This is a genomic window from Anaerosalibacter massiliensis (genome assembly GCF_024623155.1).
Lineage (GTDB): Bacteria > Bacillota > Clostridia > Tissierellales > Sporanaerobacteraceae > Anaerosalibacter > Anaerosalibacter massiliensis.
Genome location: NZ_JANJZL010000015.1, coordinates 35,886 through 55,826 on the forward strand (window position 1 = coordinate 35,886; position 19,941 = coordinate 55,826).

The following is a 19,941-nucleotide window of genomic DNA, read 5'->3' on the forward strand; positions in this document are numbered from 1 at the left end:
ATTATTTTTATTATATGATTATAATAGATAAAGAGTTACAAAAATAATGGAAAAGGAGAATAATATGAATTTAGCAAATGGCCTTACATTAAGTAGAATTTTTTTAATACCTATTTATTTGTTATTTTTTTATTCTACTCTTGAAAAGAGAATAGTTTATGCAGGTATAGTACTTATATTATCAGGGATAACAGATATACTAGATGGATATATAGCAAGAAAATACGATATGATAACAAAACTTGGAACAGCCCTTGATCCTGTGGCAGATAAGCTAACTACCTTTGCAGTTTTAGTAAGCTTTAATTCTTATGGACTAATTCCTCCATGGATTTTAATCGTATTGGGAATGAAAGAATTAGCCCTTATAGTGGGGGGTGGTATATTATATTATTTTGGAGGAGAAAAGGTAATACCTGCAAATAAGTTTGGGAAGGTAGCTACTTTTTCTTTCTATGTAGCAATAATTTCTGTAATTTTGTCTTTATCGCAGATGATGACAAATATATTATTATATATTGCAATAACTTTCCACTTATTTGCTTTTTTAAATTATCTAACTATATTTAAAACTATTATGAGAGATAAAGATGAAGCTTAAATTGTTGACAAATAAGGGGATACTTATATATAATAACTATAACTAAATGAATAACCCTATATTTAGACTATGAAGAAGAGGAGTAAGAATATATCCTATATAGAGAGAATAGTCCATAGGCTGAAAGACTTTTCTAGGCAATGTTTTCTGAAAGTAGCTTCTGAGTTTTCAAGCTGAATCTTAGTAGGTTTGAACGGTTAATACCGTTATATATTTGAGAGCCATAGTTTTTAGCTATGGAAACTAAGGTGGTACCGCGAAAATTTCCTTCGTCCTTATATATGGATGAGGGTTTTTTTATATTTAAAAGGAGGATTTATAATATGATTGAAAATTTACCTAAGACATATAATCCTAAGGATTTTGAAGAAAAAATTTATAAGTTTTGGAATGACAAGAGATATTTTGAGGCTGATGTAAACAAAGAAAAAGAACCTTTTACAATTATGATGCCTCCACCAAATGTTACTGGAAATCTTCATATGGGGCATGCTTTAAACAATACAATACAAGATATATTGATAAGATGGAAGAGAATGGAAGGATATGAGGCATTATGGCTTCCAGGAACAGATCATGCTAGTATATCTACTGAAGCTAAAGTAGTGGAAAAATTGAAAAAAGAAGGAAAAAGTAAAGAAAATTTAGGAAGAGAAAAATTTTTAGAAGAAGCATGGGATTGGACTAGAGAATATGGAGGCAATATAAATAATCAATTAAGAAAATTAGGTGTTTCTTGTGATTGGTCCAAGGAAAGATTTACATTAGATAAAGGTTTAAGTAATGCAGTAGAAGAAGTATTTATAAGACTTTATAACAAAGGCCTTATTTATAGAGGAGATAGAATAATAAATTGGTGTCCAACTTGTAAAACAGCTATTTCTGATGCAGAAGTGGACCATGAGGATTCCCATGGACATCTTTGGCATATAAAATATCCTATAAAAGATAGTGAAGACTTTATAACTATTGCAACTACCAGACCAGAAACGATTTTAGGAGACTTAGCTATAGCAGTACATCCAGAAGATGAAAGATATACTAGATTAGTTGGAAAATATGCCATACTTCCACTAGTGAATAGGGAAATTCCTATAGTAGCAGATGAGTATGTAGATATGGAATTTGGTACTGGTGCTGTTAAGATAACACCATCCCATGATCCAAATGATTTTGAAGTTGGCCACAGACATAATCTAGGTCAATACAAAATTATGAATGATGATGCTACAATAAATGAAAATGGTGGAGAATATGAGGGACTTGATAGATATGAAGCTAGAGAGAAGATTGTCAGAGATTTAGATAAAGAGGGATATTTATTAAAAATAGAAGACCATGAGAATAATGTAGGTCATTGTGAGAGGTGTAAGACTGTAGTTGAACCTATAATATCTAAACAATGGTTTGTGAAAATGGAACCTTTAGCAAAGCCAGCCCTTGAGGCTTATAGAAATGGAAATTTGAAATTTATTCCTAAGAGATTCGGCAAAATTTATTCCCATTGGCTAGAAAATATTAGAGATTGGTGTATTTCAAGACAACTTTGGTGGGGACATAGACTGCCAGTATACTATTGTAAAGATTGTGATGAAATAATGGTTTCTAGGGAAGCTCCAGAAAAGTGTAGCAAATGTAATAGTACTAATATTCATCAGGATGAAGATACCCTTGATACTTGGTTTTCTTCTGCATTGTGGCCATTCTCCACCTTAGGTTGGCCAGAAAAAACAGAGGAGTTAAAATATTTTTATCCTACTAATGTATTAGTAACTGGATATGATATTATATTTTTCTGGATTGTTAGAATGGTTTTCTCAGGAATAGAGCAAATGGGAGAATTGCCTTTTGAGGATGTATTTTTAACTGGACTTATAAGAGATGAACAAGGTAGAAAAATGAGTAAATCCTTAGGTAATGGAATTGACCCATTAGAAGTTATAGATGAATATGGTGCAGATGCATTGAGATTTACATTGATAACAGGAAATTCTCCTGGCAATGATATGAGATTTTATATGGAGAGAGTAGAAGCCAATAGAAATTTTGCAAACAAACTTTGGAATGCTACTAGATTTGTGCTTATGAACTTAGATGAAGATGTAATAGATGAGGAATTGAACTTAGAAAACTTAGAAGAGGAAGATAGGTGGATACTATCTAGAGTAAACAATGTAACTAAGGAAATGACAGAAAATTTATCTAAATATGAAATAGGTATTGCTGGACAAAAGATATATGATTTTATTTGGGATGAATATTGTGATTGGTATATAGAAATGGTTAAGCCAAGATTATATGGTGACAACGAAGATAGCAACCATACAGCACAAAAAGTGCTCCTGATTGTATTAAAAGATATATTAAAACTACTCCATCCTTTTATGCCTTTTATAACAGAAGAAATATGGAGTCATTTACCTAAGAATATGGAGGCTTTAATAATTAGTTCATGGCCAGAATATAAAGATGAATATAATTTTAAAGACTCAGAAGAAAGAATAGTATATATAATGAAAGCGATAAAGGGTATTAGAAATGTAAGAGCAGAAATGGATGTAGCACCTTCTAGAAGGTCTAAAGTTATATTTATTACTAAGGATGAAGGTGTAAAATCCATATTAGAATATGGGGAAAGATATTTTATAAACTTAGCGTATGCTCAAGATATAGAAATAGAAGAAGATAAAGATAAAATAGGTGAGGACAATATACAAATAGTAATGGATAGATCAGAAATATTTTTACCATTAAAAGATCTAATTGATTTTGAAAAGGAATTAGAAAGATTAGAGAAAGAAAAAGAAAAATTAGAAGGAGAATTAAAAAGAGTTAGAGGAAAACTTTCTAATGAAGGATTTTTAAATAAAGCTCCTGAAAATATAGTAGAGGCTGAAAGACAAAAAGAGATAAAATATAAAGATATGATGGAAAAAGTACTAGAGAGACTTGAGTATATTAAAGAAAATATTTAAATAATTTTTTTATAACTGGCTGGGTAAAAACTCAGCCAATTATTATATAATATTAATATAAGTTCTAAAATATAAGGGGTGAGAAAAATTAGAAAGACAATTATTTTATTTATAATTATTTTTTTAATTATTTCAATTTTCCATATAGTTTATAATGTTAAATTAATCTCCATGCCTCCTTCTGAAAATTGGAGCAAAGATATATTTATACAAAATATATTATTTAATAGAAATCCTTTAGCATCTATAGATAGTCATAAAAATATTTTTTTATTGTATCCCTATGAAAAGGGGCAAGATAAAGTAGGATTTAAAATATATAATGAAGAAATGAATATTGTAAATGAAAAAATAGTAGATGTAGATGAATTAAATTTTAATAAGATAAGTATGGATGAAATATTTGTTGATAGGAATAAAGTTTATTGGAGAGATAATGAGAAAAATATAGTATATGTAGGAGAGATTTCAGACTCCTATGATAGAATAAATATTCAACATAGTTTCAATAGAATAAAGTACTTCCATCATTTCTCAGAACATAATATTAGTTATTTGGCACTGATGAAAGAAGATGGAAATGTTTTAATAAAGAAGTTTGAAGATGACAAAATAAAAGATATAGAAGGACCTAAGGATTTATCAAATATTGAAAAGTTTAAAATATATAGTAGTAAGGATAATTTATATCTACAGATAATGAATAAAGATAAGGAAACAGGACTCAAGAATATAACTATTAGTCAGTATATGAATAATGAATGGATGGAGCCTGTAAAGATTAAAGAAATAAATGATATGAAAATAAAAATAAGAGATATTGCTATTTCATCTGATGATAAGAATATCTATTCTATAATTACTATTCAAAATGATGACAAATCTAAATTTACTTATTTAGTAAATGGGTATGAAAAAAACACTAGTAAAATTTTTGAAGATTTAAGACTTGATCATGGAATGAACTTTGGAATAGGTTATTTTTCAAGTATACCCCTTATAATTGGTAGCAATAATGATGGAATAAAAATAATTACTACAGCTCCAACTAATCTAGATTTATATAGTAGAAATGCCTCAAATGTGGTAAAATTGCAATTGAATGAAAAAGGTATTATAGGTGGGAAATTGCTTTCAAAGACTAAAAGTTGGTCTAATAGGCCAAGTTATGTAAAAGGAAATAATGAATATATTTTTTGGAATGAACCAGAAAAAGGCGAGTATAGTAAGGTATTAGGAGCAACTACAGAGAAATCTGTTGTAGAGAGAACAACTAAGGTGACAAAATCTAATATAAGAGAAAGTATAGGAGAGGAAATTCCGGTTATTACAAGTTATAACTTTCTTTTATCTTTTGTAGTAAGAATTTTATCTATACTACCAGCTATTATATGGTATGTATATTTATCTATTAGAAATGAAAAATTGAGAAAAAGTTGGGACAAGATGGTTATAGTTGGAATGATTATTTTTTACATATTTCAAATAGTAACTATAAAGGATTTCTATAATCCTAGTACTATTGAATTCATGCCTAAGATTATGATATTCAAAGGGTCTAAATTTATTATTCCTGCTATTTTTGTTTTAATTAGTTATTATATTGCAAAATTATTTTCAAGAGAAACAAAAATTAGAGAAGGTTATAAAATTTATCTAACCTTTCTAATATTTTCTTACTTACTTATGAATCATTTATATGCACCTTTTTTATTCATGTATAAATAAATGTAGATGTACTTAGGAGGAAATAAATATGAATTATGAAGAAGCTTTAAATTTTATTCATGAAGCTGAAGGATTGGGCTCTAAGCTAGGATTGAAAACAATAAAAAAATTAATGGATGAATTAGGAAATCCTCAAAAACATTTAAAATGTATTCATATTGCAGGAACTAATGGAAAAGGTTCTACTGTCTCTTATATATCTAATATATTAAGGGAAGCAGATTATAAAGTAGGTGTGTTCACATCCCCTTATTTAGAAAGATTTAATGAGAGAATTCAAATAAATGGAGTTGACATATCAGATGAAACCTTTGCTAAAATCACTAAAAATGTAAAGGCTAAAACTGAAAAGATAGTTAGGGAAGGCTATCCTCATCCTACTGTATTTGAATTAATTACTGCTATTTCTTTTATGTATTTTAAAGAAGAAAATGTAGATTTTGCAGTATTGGAAGTAGGATTAGGTGGAAGATTGGATTCTACTAATGTAATTGACAGTTCTTTACTTTCTATTATAACTACTATTGATTATGATCATATGGATGTATTAGGAGATAGTTTATATAAAATAGCTAGGGAAAAGTCTGGTATCATCAAAGAAAAGGGTAAAGTTTTATTTTATCCACAAAAAGAGGAGGCAGTTAAAGCGTTAATAGAGACAGCAAGGAAGAAAAATGCAGATTTTTCAATATGTCCTATAGAAAATATAGATATAAAAGATTTAAATGAATATGGAGCTATATTTGATTTTAAATATGAAAATACTATTTTCAAAGATATGAAAATTAACCTTTTAGGACTTCACCAAGTTTATAATGCTTCCTTGGCAATATCTGCAATAGTTATGTTGAGAAATAATGGACTTGTAGGAATAGATAATGAGACTATAAAAAGAGGACTGGAAAAAACTGTTTGGAAGGGCAGACTAGAAGTATTACAAAGAAAACCTACATTTTTAATAGATGGGGCACATAATTCACAAGGTATAAGAGCTTTAGTAGATTCGTTAAAATTGTTTAAATATAATAGATTGATTTTAGGAATAAGTATTTTAAAAGACAAAGATATAATTCATATGGTAGAAAACATAGTGCCATTAGCAGATGAAATAATAATTACTGAAATAGATAGTCCAAGAAAAACGGAAGCTGAAGATTTAGCTAAAGAGATTGAAAAGGTTAATAAAAACATAATAGTAGAGAAGGATATTAAGGATGCAATAGATAAATCTTTTAGTATAGCTAATGAAAATGACTTAATTGTATTTGCAGGTTCTATATATCTTATAGGAGATGTAAGAAAGATTTTACTAAATAATTAGTAATTAATAGGCCTTTAGGGGAATATATATGAATATAATATTTCTAGGAGGTCTATTATGAATATAGTAGAATTTCCAACTTTTAAAAAGTGGAAAGATGAGGAGTTAATAGAAAACACTTGTAGAAAAATAGATAGGTTGAAAGAACTATTAGAAAAAGAAAACAATGAAGAGTATTGGAAAGAAGCTATGATAATAAACTCTATGATAATAGAAATAAAGAAGAGAAACCTAAAGATAGATAAAGAAAAGTTAATAGAGAATATACTTAAAAAATAGATGCGAATTTGCATCTGTTTTTTTAATAATCACCTTCATTTAAAGTAATGCATAGATTGTTTATATAGGCGTTGGAGGTGAAAATTAACAATGGAATGGAAAGTAGTTGTGGCTAATACAGGTGAAGATTCTATTACATTTATTGATTTAAAGAGAAATTATAAAAAAGAAAATATATCGTTATTATCATTATTGAACAGAAAAGAGAATATGAATTTATATCTAGATAGTCAACCTATTGGACCTTGGGACTTAGTTAAAGGTAGTATAGAGAATAAAATCTATTTAGCAAATGCTTATAATAACTCTATTTTTAAGCTTGATATAAATAAAATGGAAATTGAAGATGTACTAGTTGTAGGAAAATATCCGACTACTATAAAATATTATAATGGCTTTGTGTTTGTATTAAATGAGGATTCTAACTCAATTTCTATAGTAGATGAGAAAAAATTTAGACTTATAGAAAATATATCTGTAGGAGATAGACCTAAGGATATGGAAATATATAGGCCATCTGAAAAGATATTTGTGGCTAATAACAATAGCTATAGTATAGATATAATAGATATAATAAACAATAAAAATAAGAGAATAAAATTAAGTAACAATCCTATTAAATTATGTTTAGAGAAAAAATATATGTATATACTTTCTTATTCCAATGGAGGTTTTTCGGACTATAGCAATATATCTGTATTTAGTTTAGAAAGTCTCAAGATTGTTAAAAGTTTGGATATTGAAGGGATTTTTAGTAATATGGTAAAAATTAAAGGAGATATATTTTTTCTGACAAGCCTTCAAGATGGACATATGTATAAAATGGACTTAGGTAATAATAAAATAATAAAAAAAATTTATTTGGACGGAATGCCAAATAAAATTTTTTGGGATGGAAATAAATTATTGTTTATAACTAATATATCAAAAGATATTTTAACTATATTTAATATAAGTAATAATAAGATAATAAAAAACATAAAAGTAGGCTCAGAGCCTAATGGTATAGTTTTAATAAAATAAGTTTATTTTATCAAAGTGTTCAATATTTCTTGATAAACTTTGTCTGGACTTGATTTCCAATTGTCGCAAATCATTTTTGCCTGTTGACTAGAGACTACATTTAAGTAGAGACTAAATAGTGTAGAATCTTTTTCTACTAATTTCAAATTTACCACATACTCATTCTTGCCTTTTTTATAATAATCTCCAATTATTTGAGTCTCTCTTTCTATTTCTTCTTTTTTAACTTGAAATTTTATATCTATATCTTTTTTTACTTCATTAGGTATTTTATTAATAAAATAATTAAGGGTAAGTTTTCCTTTTTTTAATATAGTATACCGTTCTTTTCCTTCTTTCTTAGTGTATTCAATAAATTTAGATTCAATTAATTCACTTAAAAATTGTTGAACTAAGAAATAATTCATATAATTATTTTCCAATACAAATTCAGTGATTTCTCCATTTGTAAGAGGAGCATCAGATTTATCTATTATATAGAGCAAGAGAAGCTTATTTTGGGCAAGCTCTTCAGTACTGTCAATAAACATTCTAACACCTTCTTCGAAAAAATAATATTATTTTAAATTAGATTATATCATATTTAAAAGGAGAAGTGAAAAATCACTTCTCCTTTTGTGGGAAAAATTACTTTTTAGCTATTTCTTTTTGTGCATCTTCAACAAGTTTTTTAACCATGTATCCTCCTACATACCCATTTTCTCTAGATGTTAGATTCCCTTTATCTATACTATCATAATTTTGAATTCCTAATTCATTTGCTATTTCAAGTTTTAATTGATCTAATGCAGTTCTGGCTTCTGGAACAATAATATTATTATTTCTTGCCATTTTTCATCCTCCTTTAAACTTATTTTTAGGAGATGCATTATTAATTTAACCTTTAATATTAAATATATCCTAGTATTATGTGGGAGGGTTTTAATTTAAATACTAAAAAGTAAAAAAAAATTAAAAAAATAATATTTTCATCTTCTATAATCATATCATGTATTATATAGAGAATTAATATTTAAAATATTAGCATGAATTAATAATTATTATTTTTAGTAGGAGGGAATAAATTGAAGGGTATGGATACGAAGAAACACATGACTATGAGAATTTTTATAGTTGTTGTTATTTTATGTATATCAATTGTTTATACTAGTTTTACTAATGAAATGAGTATTATAGAAGTTTTCTCTGAAAAGAAAGAACTTCCTATATATTCGGTGAATACAAAAGAAAAAAAAGTAGCTATTAGTTTTGACGCTGCTTGGGGTGATGAATACACTAATGAAATATTAGACATACTAGATAAGTACGAGATAAAAACTACCTTTTTTTTAGTAGGATTTTGGGTAGATAAATATCCTGAAAAGGTTAAAGAAATTCATGAAAGAGGTCATGATATAGGAAATCACTCTACAACTCATCCCTATATGAGTAAACTTTCAGAAGAACAAATATTGAAAGAGCTAGATAAGACTGGCAATAAAATAGAGAAATTAGTAGGAGAAGAGCCAATACTTTTTAGACCACCTTTTGGAGATTATAACGATAGGCTTATAAAAGTTTGTAGAGAAAATAACTATTATGCTATACAGTGGGATGTAGACTCTTTGGATTGGAAAGAATTAGGTGTTCAGCCAGTAGTTGATAGAGTATCTCGAAATGTACAAAATGGTTCTATTGTTTTATTTCATAATAATGCTAAATATGTAAGTGAATATCTACCTTTAGTAATAGAAAAGCTTCAGGAAGAGGGATATGAAATAGTTCCTATTTCTCAGCTTATATATAAAGAGGATTATTATATGGATAATACAGGAAGACAACATAAAAAGAAAGATTAGTAGAGATTCACTAAAGACAAACTAGAAGGGGTGTATAGTAATGAAAGAAGAAAATATAAGTCTAATTGGGGTAGTTGAAAATGGGAAAGGATATGTAACTTTTAACATAATAAAGAATATCTTTATGGAGTCTGGATTTTCTTTAATACATGAGAACAAGAATGGAAATATAGCTTTTTTAAGTTCTAGTGAAAACATTTATATAGGGATAATAAACATTTCTTTTGAGAATTTGAAACATCTTTCTAGTTTAGAAATAAATTTTGATATTGTTGTTTGTACAAATATAGGATACAAAATTTTACTTAGAAAAGAGGAAAAGCTCTTTTTCACATATTTGAATGGTATTATTATTTTAAATATAGATAACGAAAATAATATTGAACTATTAGAAGGTAATGATAAAGCATTGGTTATAACGTATGGATTAAATAATAAGGCTACAGTCAATGCCTCTAGTTTAGATATAAATAACTCAATAAGATTTAATTTCTGTCTTCAGAGAGAAATTAAAACATTATATAAAGATACTATTGAACCATTAGAATTTCCAGTAGAAATAAACTTATTTGGTAAAGAATATATATATAGTGCATTGGCAGCTATATCTGTAGCTTTATGCTATGGATTAAATATAGATGATATTAGATATGGAGTATTAAATGTAGAAGGATCTTATAGAAAAATGGAAAAAATTCATGAAGATGATTTTATAGCTATAGATAATTTTTGTATGAATCCAGAAGATTATAGTAGTGTTTTTGAAACTATTCAGCATTTGAAATATAAGAATATAGTCTTATTGAATGGGATTGAAATAGACCAAGGAATACATACAATTAAAGAAAACTTAGAAATAGTATTAAATTGGATTCCTATATTAGGAATTAAGAAAGTTATATTTTATATTGATAAGAAAGATAGGCTTATAGAAGAGAATATAAAGTATCTATTTACTGAAAAAAGATTTCCTTTTAATATATATTATAATTTAAAAGAATGTATACAAACTGGACTTAATTTAATAGAAAAAGATGATATGTTTTTATTTTTAGGTAGTGATATATTGAAAGATTCTAAACATATATTAGTGGATGAGATAGAGAAATAGTATTTTGAAAATAATCATATTATGAGTATCTTTTGAATAGATATAAAATAAGTTGTTTATAAAACATAAGAATAAGGGGGAGTGGAGATTTAATGGTTGATAAGGTAATAGACACAAATATAATTACAGTTGTAGGAAAAGTAGTTTCTGAAAAAAAATTTAGCCATGAAATGTATGGGGAAGGTTTTTATACTTTTAAGTTAGGAGTACCCAGGCTTAGTGATTATATTGATATTCTTCCCGTAACCATTTCAGAGAGATTGATTGTAAATATGGATTTAATGAAGGGGGAATATGTTTTAATTGAGGGACAATTGAGATCCTATAATAGATATGTAAACAATTCTAATAGACTAGTTTTAACTATATTTGCTAGAGATATACATGAACCAAATGAAGAAGAACTTAAAGAATTGCTTAAAAAGCCAAATGAAATTTTTATCGATGGATATATATGTAAGCCGCCTATTTATAGGACTACTCCTTTTGGCAGAGAGATAACAGATTTATTAGTAGCAGTTAATAGACCTTATAACAAATCTGATTATATACCATGCATATCTTGGGGAAGAAATGCTAGATTTTGCGAGAAACTATTAGTAGGAGATCATGTGAGGTTATGGGGAAGGGTTCAAAGTAGAGATTATCAGAAAAAGCTATCTAGTGGTGAGGCAATTAAAAGAACTGCTTATGAAGTATCAATATCTAAACTTGAGTACATAGAAAACGATAATAATAGAGAAAAAGGGGATGATGGAAAGGATGTAGAATATGAGTATTGTTAGATGGAGTTTTTAATTTAATAATGCTCAAAAAATATTATGATATGAATATTTTTAAAATAGCTATAATTTTATTATATTAATATAATAAATTATGGCTATTTTATTATATTAATATTTAAATGAACTAGTTGACCATTTATCCTATATTAGGTTATAATCTATCTAATAATAAGGTGATATAGTATATTAAATCAATAAGAGGTGTTTAAATGGATTTAAGAACAATTATTATAGTAGTTTTTTTTATAATTTTAATAAGTATACAATATACTTTAAATAGAATCTTGTTTGAGCTTAGGAATATTAAAGAAATATTATATAGAACAAGGAAAAGTGATTAAGAAAAAATGCATTGGATATATGTGGAGGGAGAGTAATATACTATGGATAAAGAAAGAAGGATACTTTTTAGTGCCGAAGAAATTAACAAAAGAAATATTGAATTAGGTGAAGAAATATCGAAAGACTATGAGAATGAAAAAATAGTAATAATTTCTCTTTTAAGAGGTAGCTTTATATTTGCTTCTGATCTAGTGAGAAATATAAAAGTACCTGTTGAAATTGACTTTTTAACTACCTCAAGCTATGGAAATATGGAAGAAACATCTGGGAAAGTAAATATTGTTACTGATATTAGATCTAATATAGAAGGAAGAAATGTACTTATTGTTGATGATATAATGGATTCAGGATATACTATGCAATATGTAATAAAGCATTTAGAGAAAAATAATCCAAAGAGTATTAAGGTTTGCGTTATGTTAGACAAGCCTAGTAGGAGAAAGGTAGAACTAAAACCAGATTATATAGGTTTTACTATACCAGATGTGTTTATAGTGGGCTATGGTCTTAATTATGGAAATTATTATAGAAATATACCTTATATTTTTACCTTTGATTAGATATAAATAACCTTGTATTTTGGAAAAATTATTGTTTAAAAGCCAGTCCTGAAGGACTGGCTTTTATGTCTTAATTATTTTTTATATTGATGAGTTTATAGTGATAACGTAGTTAGACAATGTGAAAGGCTATGGGTGGTACTAGGTTATTAAGTTTTGTTAAGCTAATCAATCTTTATTTCAAACAAAGTAGTTAATCCTGAAGGCGTTAGCTACTTTGTTTGTTATAAGTTAGTAACTATAGTTATGCATAAATTAAATTCAAATTTCCATTACTTGACACTATCTCTACATCTTCTAAAAAGTTGATTTCTCTTTAGTGTAATCTACAATGATAGTAGGCCTAGTTTTAACTCCCTTTCGGTAAATATTTTATGACAATTAATAATTATCACAGGGTCAAAAATTATGACATATTTATTTTAGGTAATACTACCAATTAGGTTTTTATTTTTCCATGACTAGAGTTAATAAGTTAGTTCTAGGCATCTATAAATAGTTTCCTATGGAATGAGGAAATTTACTTAATGGCATACTTTCAATAATGATTGTAAAATGTAAAGTAAGGATCTGGTGATAAAAATGGCTTATAGAAGGCGAAAAGATATATTTATATGTTTGTTAAATTCTGACATAGGATTGTCGGGAAAAGAGTTAGCTAAAATATTCAATGTAAGTTCTAGAACTATTAGATCTGATATCAAATTTTTAAATGAGTTAATTAAAGAGTATGGAATTAGTATAGATTCTTCAAAACAAGGGGGATATTTTATATCAGAAAAACAAAAGAATATAGGAATATCACTAGTGAAAGAAGTTTTTAATAAAGAAGAAGCTTTAACTAAAGTTCCTAATACTCCATCTGAAAGATTTGCTTTTATATTATTCAAGTTAACCTTTGCAAGGGATTTTATTACTATGGAAAATTTTGCAGATATGTTATTTGTTTCAAAGACAACTATTTATTTAGACGTAAAAGGCATAATTGAATTTTTAGATGAGTTCTCAAATTTATCATTAGAAATTTCCCCTATAAGAGGACTAAAATTAAAAGGTGATGAAAGATCAAAGAGACTTATAATTTCAAATGTACTTAAGAGGGAAAAGAAAAATGATAAATTAATGTTAAGTAGGAGTTTTTATTATGCTTTTACTGATGAAAACTTAGATCTTAATAAAGAGATGTTGTTTTTATATGAAACGATTATAAATGTCTTGAACAAATATGGATATATTTTAACAGATGCAGACGTAAGTTTGTTAGTGAAAGATATTTTAGTTAGTATAAAAAGAATTCAAATGGGTTTTACTATCACAGAGGAAATAGGAGAAGATTTAGATTTAACTATAGCAAAAGCTATTAAAAAAGAAATTGAAGGCTATTTTAATATTTCTCTAAATAATAAGGAACTTGAATATTTTCAACAAAGTTTTAATAGTAAAAGATTGTTAAATGTTACCAGCAAAGTTTGCGTATTGAAAGAAGAAGGTGAAAGCATAGTTGATGAATTCTTAGAGGGGATTAGAAATAAATTCAATATTGATTTTAGACAGAATACTAATTTTAAAAGAAATCTTATACTTCATTTAAATCCTATGCTTGAAAGAATAAAGGCTAATTATTTTGAAGATAATCCTTTTAAAAATCAAATAAAGACAAATTACCCTTTTGCTTTTGAAATTTCTATGATTATAGTTCCAATAATTAACAAAGAATTAAATATAGTAATTAGCGAAGGAGAAGTTTCTTATATAGCTTTACATGTTGCTGTAGCCTTAGATAAAATCTATAGAAAAACTAATATTGCCATTATCTGTGGGTCGGGTTTAGGTACTGCTCAGTTTGTAAAGAGTAAAATAGTGTCTTATTATAATGAACGGGTAAATATTTTAGGATATTTTCCTGTATATAAATTAAATAATATTTTAAAAGGTGAGTATGGAAAAGTAGATTTAATAATTTCAACTATTCCACTAACAACAAAAAGTAATATACCAATAGTTCAGGTAAATCCATTGATTACTGGGGATGATCTGATGAGAATAGAACACTACGTAGGCAATCCCCTAATAACAACTAAAGAAACAAGCATAAGCGGAATAAAAGAGGAATTTTTTAAAAATGAACTATTTGAATATTTTGATGAGGAAATTGATTTCTTTAAAGCTATATTAAGATTCAGTAAAGTGTTAAAGACTCAAGGCTATATAGATGATGTAGAAGCGTTTTATGCTTCTGTTGTTGAAAGAGAAAACTTATTTTCTACTATTTTAGAAGGTATGATAGCTATACCTCACCCTATGGAATCTATGTCTAAAATCACAGTAGTAGCAGTTGGAGTGTTTAAGAATCCAGTTATATGTTGTGGTAAAAAAGTAAAAATGTTTCTTTTATTTGCTTTTAATGCCAAGGAAAACGAAAAGCTAAAGTTATTATATGGATTACTTCAAAAAATAGTAGAATCTAAGACTATTGTTGAAAACATATCTCAATCTAAGAATTTTGATGAATTTATGGCAAAACTGAATTGGTAAAAATATTATTCACTAATAAAATTATCATATAAGGAGGAATTATTTTGGACGGATTGATGAAATTTTTAGAAATTAAATTAGTGCCAGTAGCCAGAAAGCTAGATCAGAACAGATATTTAACTGCAATTAAAGATGGTTTTTTTGCGGTAATGCCATTATTGATAATAGGTTCATTATTTCTTTTAATACCAAATATTCCAAGTGAAGGATATCAAAATTTCATGGCAAGTAAATTAGGTGAGAATTGGTCAGATTATATTTTAATTCCTTTTAATGCTACTATGAACTTGATGACTATTTTTGTAATTATTGGTATGGCAAAAAGCTTAGGAAGATCTTTTGATGTTGATGATGTAACAAGTATTGTAACATCTCTTGTAGCATTCCTTATTTTGACCCCAATGGTAGAACTTATAAATGATGGGGGAGAAGGATTACCTGTTGCTAATTTTACAGCAACTGGATTATTTGTTGGTATATTTACTACTATATTTGCATTAAAAATATTTTCTGTAGTACAGAATAAAGGCTGGACTATTAATATGCCAGGAAATGTTCCTGGGAATGTAGCTACTTCATTTAATGCTTTAGTACCTGAACTATTTGTTATTATAATATTTACAGCTATTAGAATTGGTTTTTCTTTTACAAGTTTTAAAACAGTACAAGCTTTTGTATATACTATACTTCAAAAACCTTTAACTAATATTGGAGGAAACTTGATTTTCTTAATTATAGTAGTAATCATCCAGCAAATATTATGGATGTTTGGTATACATGGTTCAAATGTAACAGATGGAATTACAAAACCTATTATGTTTGCTCAAACAGCAGAAAACGCTAAGGCCTTTGCAGCAGGAAAAGAACTACCAAATATTTTAAATTATCAATTTTATTCTAACTATGTTAATATTGGTGGAGCAGGAGCAACCTTAGCATTGGTTTTAATAATTTTATTTTTAGCAAAATCAGAAAGATTTAAATCACTGGGTAAGTTATCCGTTGGTGCTGGTATATTTAATATTAACGAACCAATAATTTTTGGATTACCACTTGTGTTAAATCCAATTATGTTAATACCTTTTATAGTGGTACCATTGGTAAATATATTATTAACTTATTTTGTAATGGCAGCAGGTATTGTTCCATTAGCTAATGGTATTAATATTCAATGGACAACACCACCTATCTTATCGGGATTGATTATTTGCGGGTGGAGAGGTGCTTTACATCAGATAGTATTGATAATCATAGATGGATTGATTTATTATCCATTTTTCAGAGTAGTTGATAAGTTAGAATTAGAAAAAGAATCTTTATAGAATCAGTAGTTAGAATGAATGTGTGAGGACTTCATTGCATTATAGGAGATAGAAGTCCTCGATTTTTCATTTAAGTTTATGACATATATTATAAAAATAGGGGAGATATAAATGAAAAATTTAGGAATTTCAGTTTATCCTGAGAAATCTACAGATAGAGAATTGCTTGATTATATTGATATGGCAAAGGATGTAGGATTTAAAAGAATATTTTCCTGTTTGTTATCAGTTCAAAAATCAAAGGACGAAATTGTCCATAGATTTTCTAATATTATAGGTTATGCAAATAAAAAAGGATTTGAAACAATTGTAGATGTTAATCCATCTGTATTAAAAAAGCTAAAAGTTGATGGTAAAGATTTATCCTTTTTTAAAGACATTAAAGCAAGTGGATTTAGATTGGATGGAGGATATTCTGGGTGTGAAGAGGCTATGATGACATATAATGACTATAATTTAAAAATTGAAATAAATATGAGCAATGATACTAGATATATAGATACAATTATGGATCATATGCCTAACAGATATAATTTAATGGGTTGCCATAATTTTTATCCTCATAAACATACTGGATTATCATTAGATTATTTCAAAAAATGTACTAATAATTTTAAAAAGTATGGACTGAATACAGCTGCTTTTATTACTAGTCAAAACGATAATGCTTTTGGGCCTTGGCCAATTGGTAAGCAGATTCCAACTTTGGAAATGCACAGATATATGCCTATTGAAGTTCAATTGAAGCATATGATAGCTTTAAATGATATTGATGATATTATTATATCTAATTGTTTTGCAACTGAAGAAGAATTCTTAAAAATAAAAAACATGAGATTAGATATGGTATCTTTTGAAATAATTTTTGAAGAAGATATTACAGAAATTGAGAAAGCAATATTGCTAGATGAAATTCACTTTAGGCGAGGGGACGTTTCTGATACAGTTATTAGGTCTACTAAAAATAGTAGAGATAAATATGGGGATAAGAGCTTTCCTATTCACAATGTCCCTAAAAATATAAAAAGAGGAGATGTTCTAATAGAAAGTGATGAGTATGGAAATTACAAGGGAGAGCTAGAAATAGCTTTGAAGGATTTTGAGAATAGTGGAAAATCTAATGTGGTTGCTAGAATCAAAGAAGAAGAAATTTTTATATTGGATTTTATAAAACCAAATCAAAAATTTAATTTTATCATAGCTAATAATTAGTTAATTATAGGAGTGATTATATGGAAAAGAATACAGATCAAGATTTAATTAAAGTGATAATGAACATTATAATTAATGCAGGAAATGCTAAATCTGATGCAATAGGTGCTATTAGAGCTGCTAAAAAATTTGATTTTGAATTAGCTGAAGAAAAATTGAAGTTAGCAAAGGATTCTGAGTTATTAGCACATAATGCACAAACTAAGTTATTGGCTAAGGAATCTGATGGACAAAGGATAGAATTAAATTTATTAATAGTTCATGCTCAAGATCATTTAATGAATTGTATAACCTTTAATGATTTAGCAAGGGAAATTATAGATTTGTATAAAACAATAAAAAAATATTAAATGGAAGGATGTTGACTATGAAAAAGATATTTTTATTATGTTCAGCAGGTATGTCAACTAGCTTGTTAGTAAATAAAATGAAAGAGGCTGCAAAAAGTCAAGGCTATGAATATGATATTGCTGCTACATCTTTAGCTAATTTGAAAGATATAAAAGATGAAGCAGATGTTATCCTATTAGGACCTCAAGTTAGATTTGATAAAGAGCGAGTAGAAGAAGAAGTTAAAAATATTCCTGTTGATGTAGTAGACATGACTGCATATGGAATGATGGATGGAAAAAAAGTATTAGATCAGGCTAGAAAGTTACTTGGAGAATTATAAAATATTTAAATAGGAGGTTAAGTATGGATAGTAATAGATTTCCAGAAGGTTTTTTATGGGGAGGAGCTACTTCAGCTTGTCAAATAGAAGGTGGATATAATTTAGGTGGGAGAGGTTTATCTACAGCTGATATGGTTAAATTTGTTCCCAAGGAACAAAGAAAAGGCGATAGGCCACCTAGTGTAACCAGAAAGGAAATTCAACAAATGTTGAAGGATGAAAATGATTATTACTTCCCCAAAAGGCATGGAATAGACTTTTATCATAGATATAAAGAAGATATAAAACTATTGGCTGAAATGGGTTTTAATGTTTTCAGATTATCAATAAGTTGGAGTAGGATATTTCCAAATGGAGATGATGAACAACCTAATGAAGAAGGATTAAAGTTTTATGATAACGTGTTTGATGAGTGCAAGAAATATGATATAAAACCTTTAGTTACATTGTCCCATTATGATACGCCATTAAATTTGGCATTAAAATATAATGGATGGTCTAATAGAAAGTTAATCGATTTTTTTGCTAAGTATGTGAGAACAGTATTTGAAAGATATAAGGATAAGGTAGATTTATGGTTAACTTTTAATGAAGTCAATGTTATGTCAAAGAACCCTTATACCGGTGGGGGAGTATTTTTAGAAGATAGTGATAATCCTTTACAACTAAGCTATCAAGCAGCCCATCATCAATTTGTTGCTAGTGCATTGGCTACTAAGATAGCTCATGAAATTAATCCTAATAATAAAGTTGGCTGTATGTTGGCGAGAGCTGTAACCTATCCAGAAACTAATAATCCTTTAGATATTATAAAAGCTCAAAAGGCAAATCAAATAAACTTGTTTTTTACAGATGTCCATGCAAGAGGAGAATATCCAGGTTATATTTTAAGATATTTTAGAGAAAATAATATTTCTATACAAAAAGAGGTTGGCGATGATGAAATTCTAAAACTTCATCCAGTAGATTTTATTTCAATAAGTTATTATAAATCTGTTACAGAAAGCTCTAATTCTGATGCTGAAAGACTGCCAGATAGTTTATTCACAGGAGTAAAAAATCCATATCTAGAAACAACGGATTGGGGATGGCAAATTGATCCAATAGGTTTAAGATGGGCTTTAAATGATCTATATGATAGATATCAAATACCAATTTTTATAGTTGAGAATGGATTAGGAGCATATGATAAATTAGAAGAAGACAATAGAATCCATGATGAATATAGAATTGATTATTTAAAGAAACATATAATTCAAATGAGAGAAGCTATTAAAGATGGAGTAGATTTAATGGGCTATACAACTTGGGGACCCATTGATTTAGTAAGTGATTCTACATCTGAAATGTCTAAAAGATATGGATTTATATATGTGGATATGGATGACTATGGTAAAGGAAGTTTAAAAAGATTAAAGAAGGATTCTTTTTTCTGGTATAAAAAAGTAATAGAGTCTAATGGTAAAAATTTAGATTAAAAATATAATGATTAGCAGAAAAAACTCAAAGAAGGGGCTGTTTCATAACTGATTTATCAGTTATGAAACGCCTCTTTTTTTATGTTCAAGTTGACAACTGAAGTACCTAAGTTTCCATAAATTTAAATATATTTTTCTTAGTCTAATTTTAGGTATAG

The 19,941-nt window shown here is 27.5% G+C and carries 18 protein-coding genes and 1 other annotated feature; of the genes, 16 read left to right on the top strand and 2 right to left on the bottom strand.

Annotation, left to right across the window (positions count from 1 at the left end; genetic code table 11):
- Positions 1–64: 64 nt before the first annotated feature.
- The 6 genes from pgsA (at position 65) to NSA23_RS14610 (ending at position 7,927) form a co-directional block, all read left to right on the top strand.
- Positions 65–601, top strand: a complete 537-nt coding sequence (gene pgsA / locus NSA23_RS14585) for a CDP-diacylglycerol--glycerol-3-phosphate 3-phosphatidyltransferase (protein ID WP_042683264.1) — start codon at positions 65–67, stop codon at positions 599–601.
- Positions 602–661: 60 nt separating this feature from the next.
- Positions 662–881, top strand: a binding site (T-box leader).
- Positions 882–924: 43 nt separating this feature from the next.
- Entirely contained in the window at positions 925–3,576 is a 2,652-nt protein-coding gene (locus NSA23_RS14590; RefSeq protein ID WP_276506792.1) for a valine--tRNA ligase, read from the top strand.
- Between the two features lie 78 nt (positions 3,577–3,654).
- Positions 3,655–5,304 carry a hypothetical protein gene (locus NSA23_RS14595; protein ID WP_147525007.1) on the top strand — a complete coding sequence of 550 codons (1,650 nt, stop codon included), beginning with the start codon at positions 3,655–3,657 and terminating at the stop codon, positions 5,302–5,304.
- A gap of 28 nt (positions 5,305–5,332) precedes the next feature.
- Positions 5,333–6,625, top strand: a complete 1,293-nt coding sequence (locus tag NSA23_RS14600) for a bifunctional folylpolyglutamate synthase/dihydrofolate synthase (RefSeq protein WP_257490673.1) — start codon at positions 5,333–5,335, stop codon at positions 6,623–6,625.
- Between the two features lie 57 nt (positions 6,626–6,682).
- A complete protein-coding gene (locus tag NSA23_RS14605) occupies positions 6,683–6,904 on the top strand; it encodes a hypothetical protein (RefSeq protein ID WP_257490674.1) in 222 nt (73 codons plus the stop codon).
- 90 nt (positions 6,905–6,994) lie between these two features.
- Entirely contained in the window at positions 6,995–7,927 is a 933-nt protein-coding gene (locus NSA23_RS14610; RefSeq protein WP_257490675.1) for a YncE family protein, read from the top strand.
- Between the two features lie 2 nt (positions 7,928–7,929).
- Here the strand turns inward: NSA23_RS14610 and NSA23_RS14615 are convergent, their stop codons facing one another.
- Complete coding sequence (locus NSA23_RS14615; RefSeq protein WP_257490676.1) at positions 7,930–8,457, bottom strand: DUF4364 family protein; 528 nt, start codon at positions 8,455–8,457, stop codon at positions 7,930–7,932.
- Between the two features lie 97 nt (positions 8,458–8,554).
- Positions 8,555–8,758, bottom strand: a complete 204-nt coding sequence (locus NSA23_RS14620) for an alpha/beta-type small acid-soluble spore protein (protein ID WP_257490677.1) — start codon at positions 8,756–8,758, stop codon at positions 8,555–8,557.
- A gap of 242 nt (positions 8,759–9,000) precedes the next feature.
- Between NSA23_RS14620 and pdaB the strand changes: the two genes are divergently transcribed.
- The 10 genes from pdaB (at position 9,001) to NSA23_RS14670 (ending at position 19,783) form a co-directional block, all read left to right on the top strand.
- Positions 9,001–9,765 carry a polysaccharide deacetylase family sporulation protein PdaB gene (gene pdaB / locus NSA23_RS14625; RefSeq protein WP_257490683.1) on the top strand — a complete coding sequence of 255 codons (765 nt, stop codon included), beginning with the start codon at positions 9,001–9,003 and terminating at the stop codon, positions 9,763–9,765.
- Positions 9,766–9,805: 40 nt separating this feature from the next.
- Positions 9,806–10,876, top strand: coding sequence for a UDP-N-acetylmuramoyl-tripeptide--D-alanyl-D-alanine ligase (locus NSA23_RS14630; RefSeq protein ID WP_257490678.1), 1,071 nt, complete (start codon positions 9,806–9,808; stop codon positions 10,874–10,876).
- Positions 10,877–10,968: 92 nt separating this feature from the next.
- On the top strand, positions 10,969–11,661 hold the full coding sequence (locus NSA23_RS14635; RefSeq protein ID WP_042683272.1) for a single-stranded DNA-binding protein: 693 nt from the start codon (positions 10,969–10,971) through the stop codon (positions 11,659–11,661).
- Between the two features lie 383 nt (positions 11,662–12,044).
- Positions 12,045–12,563, top strand: coding sequence for a hypoxanthine phosphoribosyltransferase (gene hpt / locus NSA23_RS14640; protein WP_257490679.1), 519 nt, complete (start codon positions 12,045–12,047; stop codon positions 12,561–12,563).
- 582 nt (positions 12,564–13,145) lie between these two features.
- On the top strand, positions 13,146–15,098 hold the full coding sequence (locus tag NSA23_RS14645) for a BglG family transcription antiterminator (RefSeq protein ID WP_257490680.1): 1,953 nt from the start codon (positions 13,146–13,148) through the stop codon (positions 15,096–15,098).
- A gap of 44 nt (positions 15,099–15,142) precedes the next feature.
- The gene (locus NSA23_RS14650) at positions 15,143–16,420 is read left to right on the top strand and encodes a PTS sugar transporter subunit IIC (protein ID WP_257490681.1); all 1,278 of its coding nucleotides are present in this window, start codon (positions 15,143–15,145) and stop codon (positions 16,418–16,420) included.
- 111 nt (positions 16,421–16,531) lie between these two features.
- Positions 16,532–17,632: a DUF871 domain-containing protein gene (locus NSA23_RS14655; protein ID WP_257490682.1), complete on the top strand. Its 1,101-nt coding sequence runs from the start codon at positions 16,532–16,534 to the stop codon at positions 17,630–17,632.
- Positions 17,633–17,652: 20 nt separating this feature from the next.
- Positions 17,653–17,982: a PTS lactose/cellobiose transporter subunit IIA gene (locus tag NSA23_RS14660; protein WP_042683276.1), complete on the top strand. Its 330-nt coding sequence runs from the start codon at positions 17,653–17,655 to the stop codon at positions 17,980–17,982.
- A 17-nt stretch (positions 17,983–17,999) separates the two neighbouring features.
- On the top strand, positions 18,000–18,305 hold the full coding sequence (locus tag NSA23_RS14665; RefSeq protein ID WP_042683277.1) for a PTS sugar transporter subunit IIB: 306 nt from the start codon (positions 18,000–18,002) through the stop codon (positions 18,303–18,305).
- Positions 18,306–18,328: 23 nt separating this feature from the next.
- A complete protein-coding gene (locus NSA23_RS14670) occupies positions 18,329–19,783 on the top strand; it encodes a glycoside hydrolase family 1 protein (RefSeq protein ID WP_042683278.1) in 1,455 nt (484 codons plus the stop codon).
- The last annotated feature ends 158 nt before the right edge of the window (positions 19,784–19,941 follow it).

Excerpts from the sequence above, each read along its gene's own strand:
- NSA23_RS14590 (WP_276506792.1), top strand. The coding sequence starts at position 925 with ATGATTGAAAATTTACCTAAGACATATAATCCTAAGGATTTTGAAGAA.
- NSA23_RS14630 (WP_257490678.1), top strand. The coding sequence starts at position 9,806 with ATGAAAGAAGAAAATATAAGTCTAATTGGGGTAGTTGAAAATGGGAAA.
- pgsA (WP_042683264.1), top strand. The coding sequence starts at position 65 with ATGAATTTAGCAAATGGCCTTACATTAAGTAGAATTTTTTTAATACCT.
- NSA23_RS14645 (WP_257490680.1), top strand. The coding sequence starts at position 13,146 with ATGGCTTATAGAAGGCGAAAAGATATATTTATATGTTTGTTAAATTCT.
- NSA23_RS14660 (WP_042683276.1), top strand. The coding sequence starts at position 17,653 with ATGGAAAAGAATACAGATCAAGATTTAATTAAAGTGATAATGAACATT.
- NSA23_RS14635 (WP_042683272.1), top strand. The coding sequence starts at position 10,969 with ATGGTTGATAAGGTAATAGACACAAATATAATTACAGTTGTAGGAAAA.
- NSA23_RS14610 (WP_257490675.1), top strand. The coding sequence starts at position 6,995 with ATGGAATGGAAAGTAGTTGTGGCTAATACAGGTGAAGATTCTATTACA.
- NSA23_RS14600 (WP_257490673.1), top strand. The coding sequence starts at position 5,333 with ATGAATTATGAAGAAGCTTTAAATTTTATTCATGAAGCTGAAGGATTG.
- NSA23_RS14655 (WP_257490682.1), top strand. The coding sequence starts at position 16,532 with ATGAAAAATTTAGGAATTTCAGTTTATCCTGAGAAATCTACAGATAGA.
- NSA23_RS14670 (WP_042683278.1), top strand. The coding sequence starts at position 18,329 with ATGGATAGTAATAGATTTCCAGAAGGTTTTTTATGGGGAGGAGCTACT.
- NSA23_RS14620 (WP_257490677.1), bottom strand. The coding sequence starts at position 8,758 with ATGGCAAGAAATAATAATATTATTGTTCCAGAAGCCAGAACTGCATTA.
- pdaB (WP_257490683.1), top strand. The coding sequence starts at position 9,001 with ATGGATACGAAGAAACACATGACTATGAGAATTTTTATAGTTGTTGTT.
- NSA23_RS14615 (WP_257490676.1), bottom strand. The coding sequence starts at position 8,457 with ATGTTTATTGACAGTACTGAAGAGCTTGCCCAAAATAAGCTTCTCTTG.
- NSA23_RS14605 (WP_257490674.1), top strand. The coding sequence starts at position 6,683 with ATGAATATAGTAGAATTTCCAACTTTTAAAAAGTGGAAAGATGAGGAG.
- hpt (WP_257490679.1), top strand. The coding sequence starts at position 12,045 with ATGGATAAAGAAAGAAGGATACTTTTTAGTGCCGAAGAAATTAACAAA.
- NSA23_RS14665 (WP_042683277.1), top strand. The coding sequence starts at position 18,000 with ATGAAAAAGATATTTTTATTATGTTCAGCAGGTATGTCAACTAGCTTG.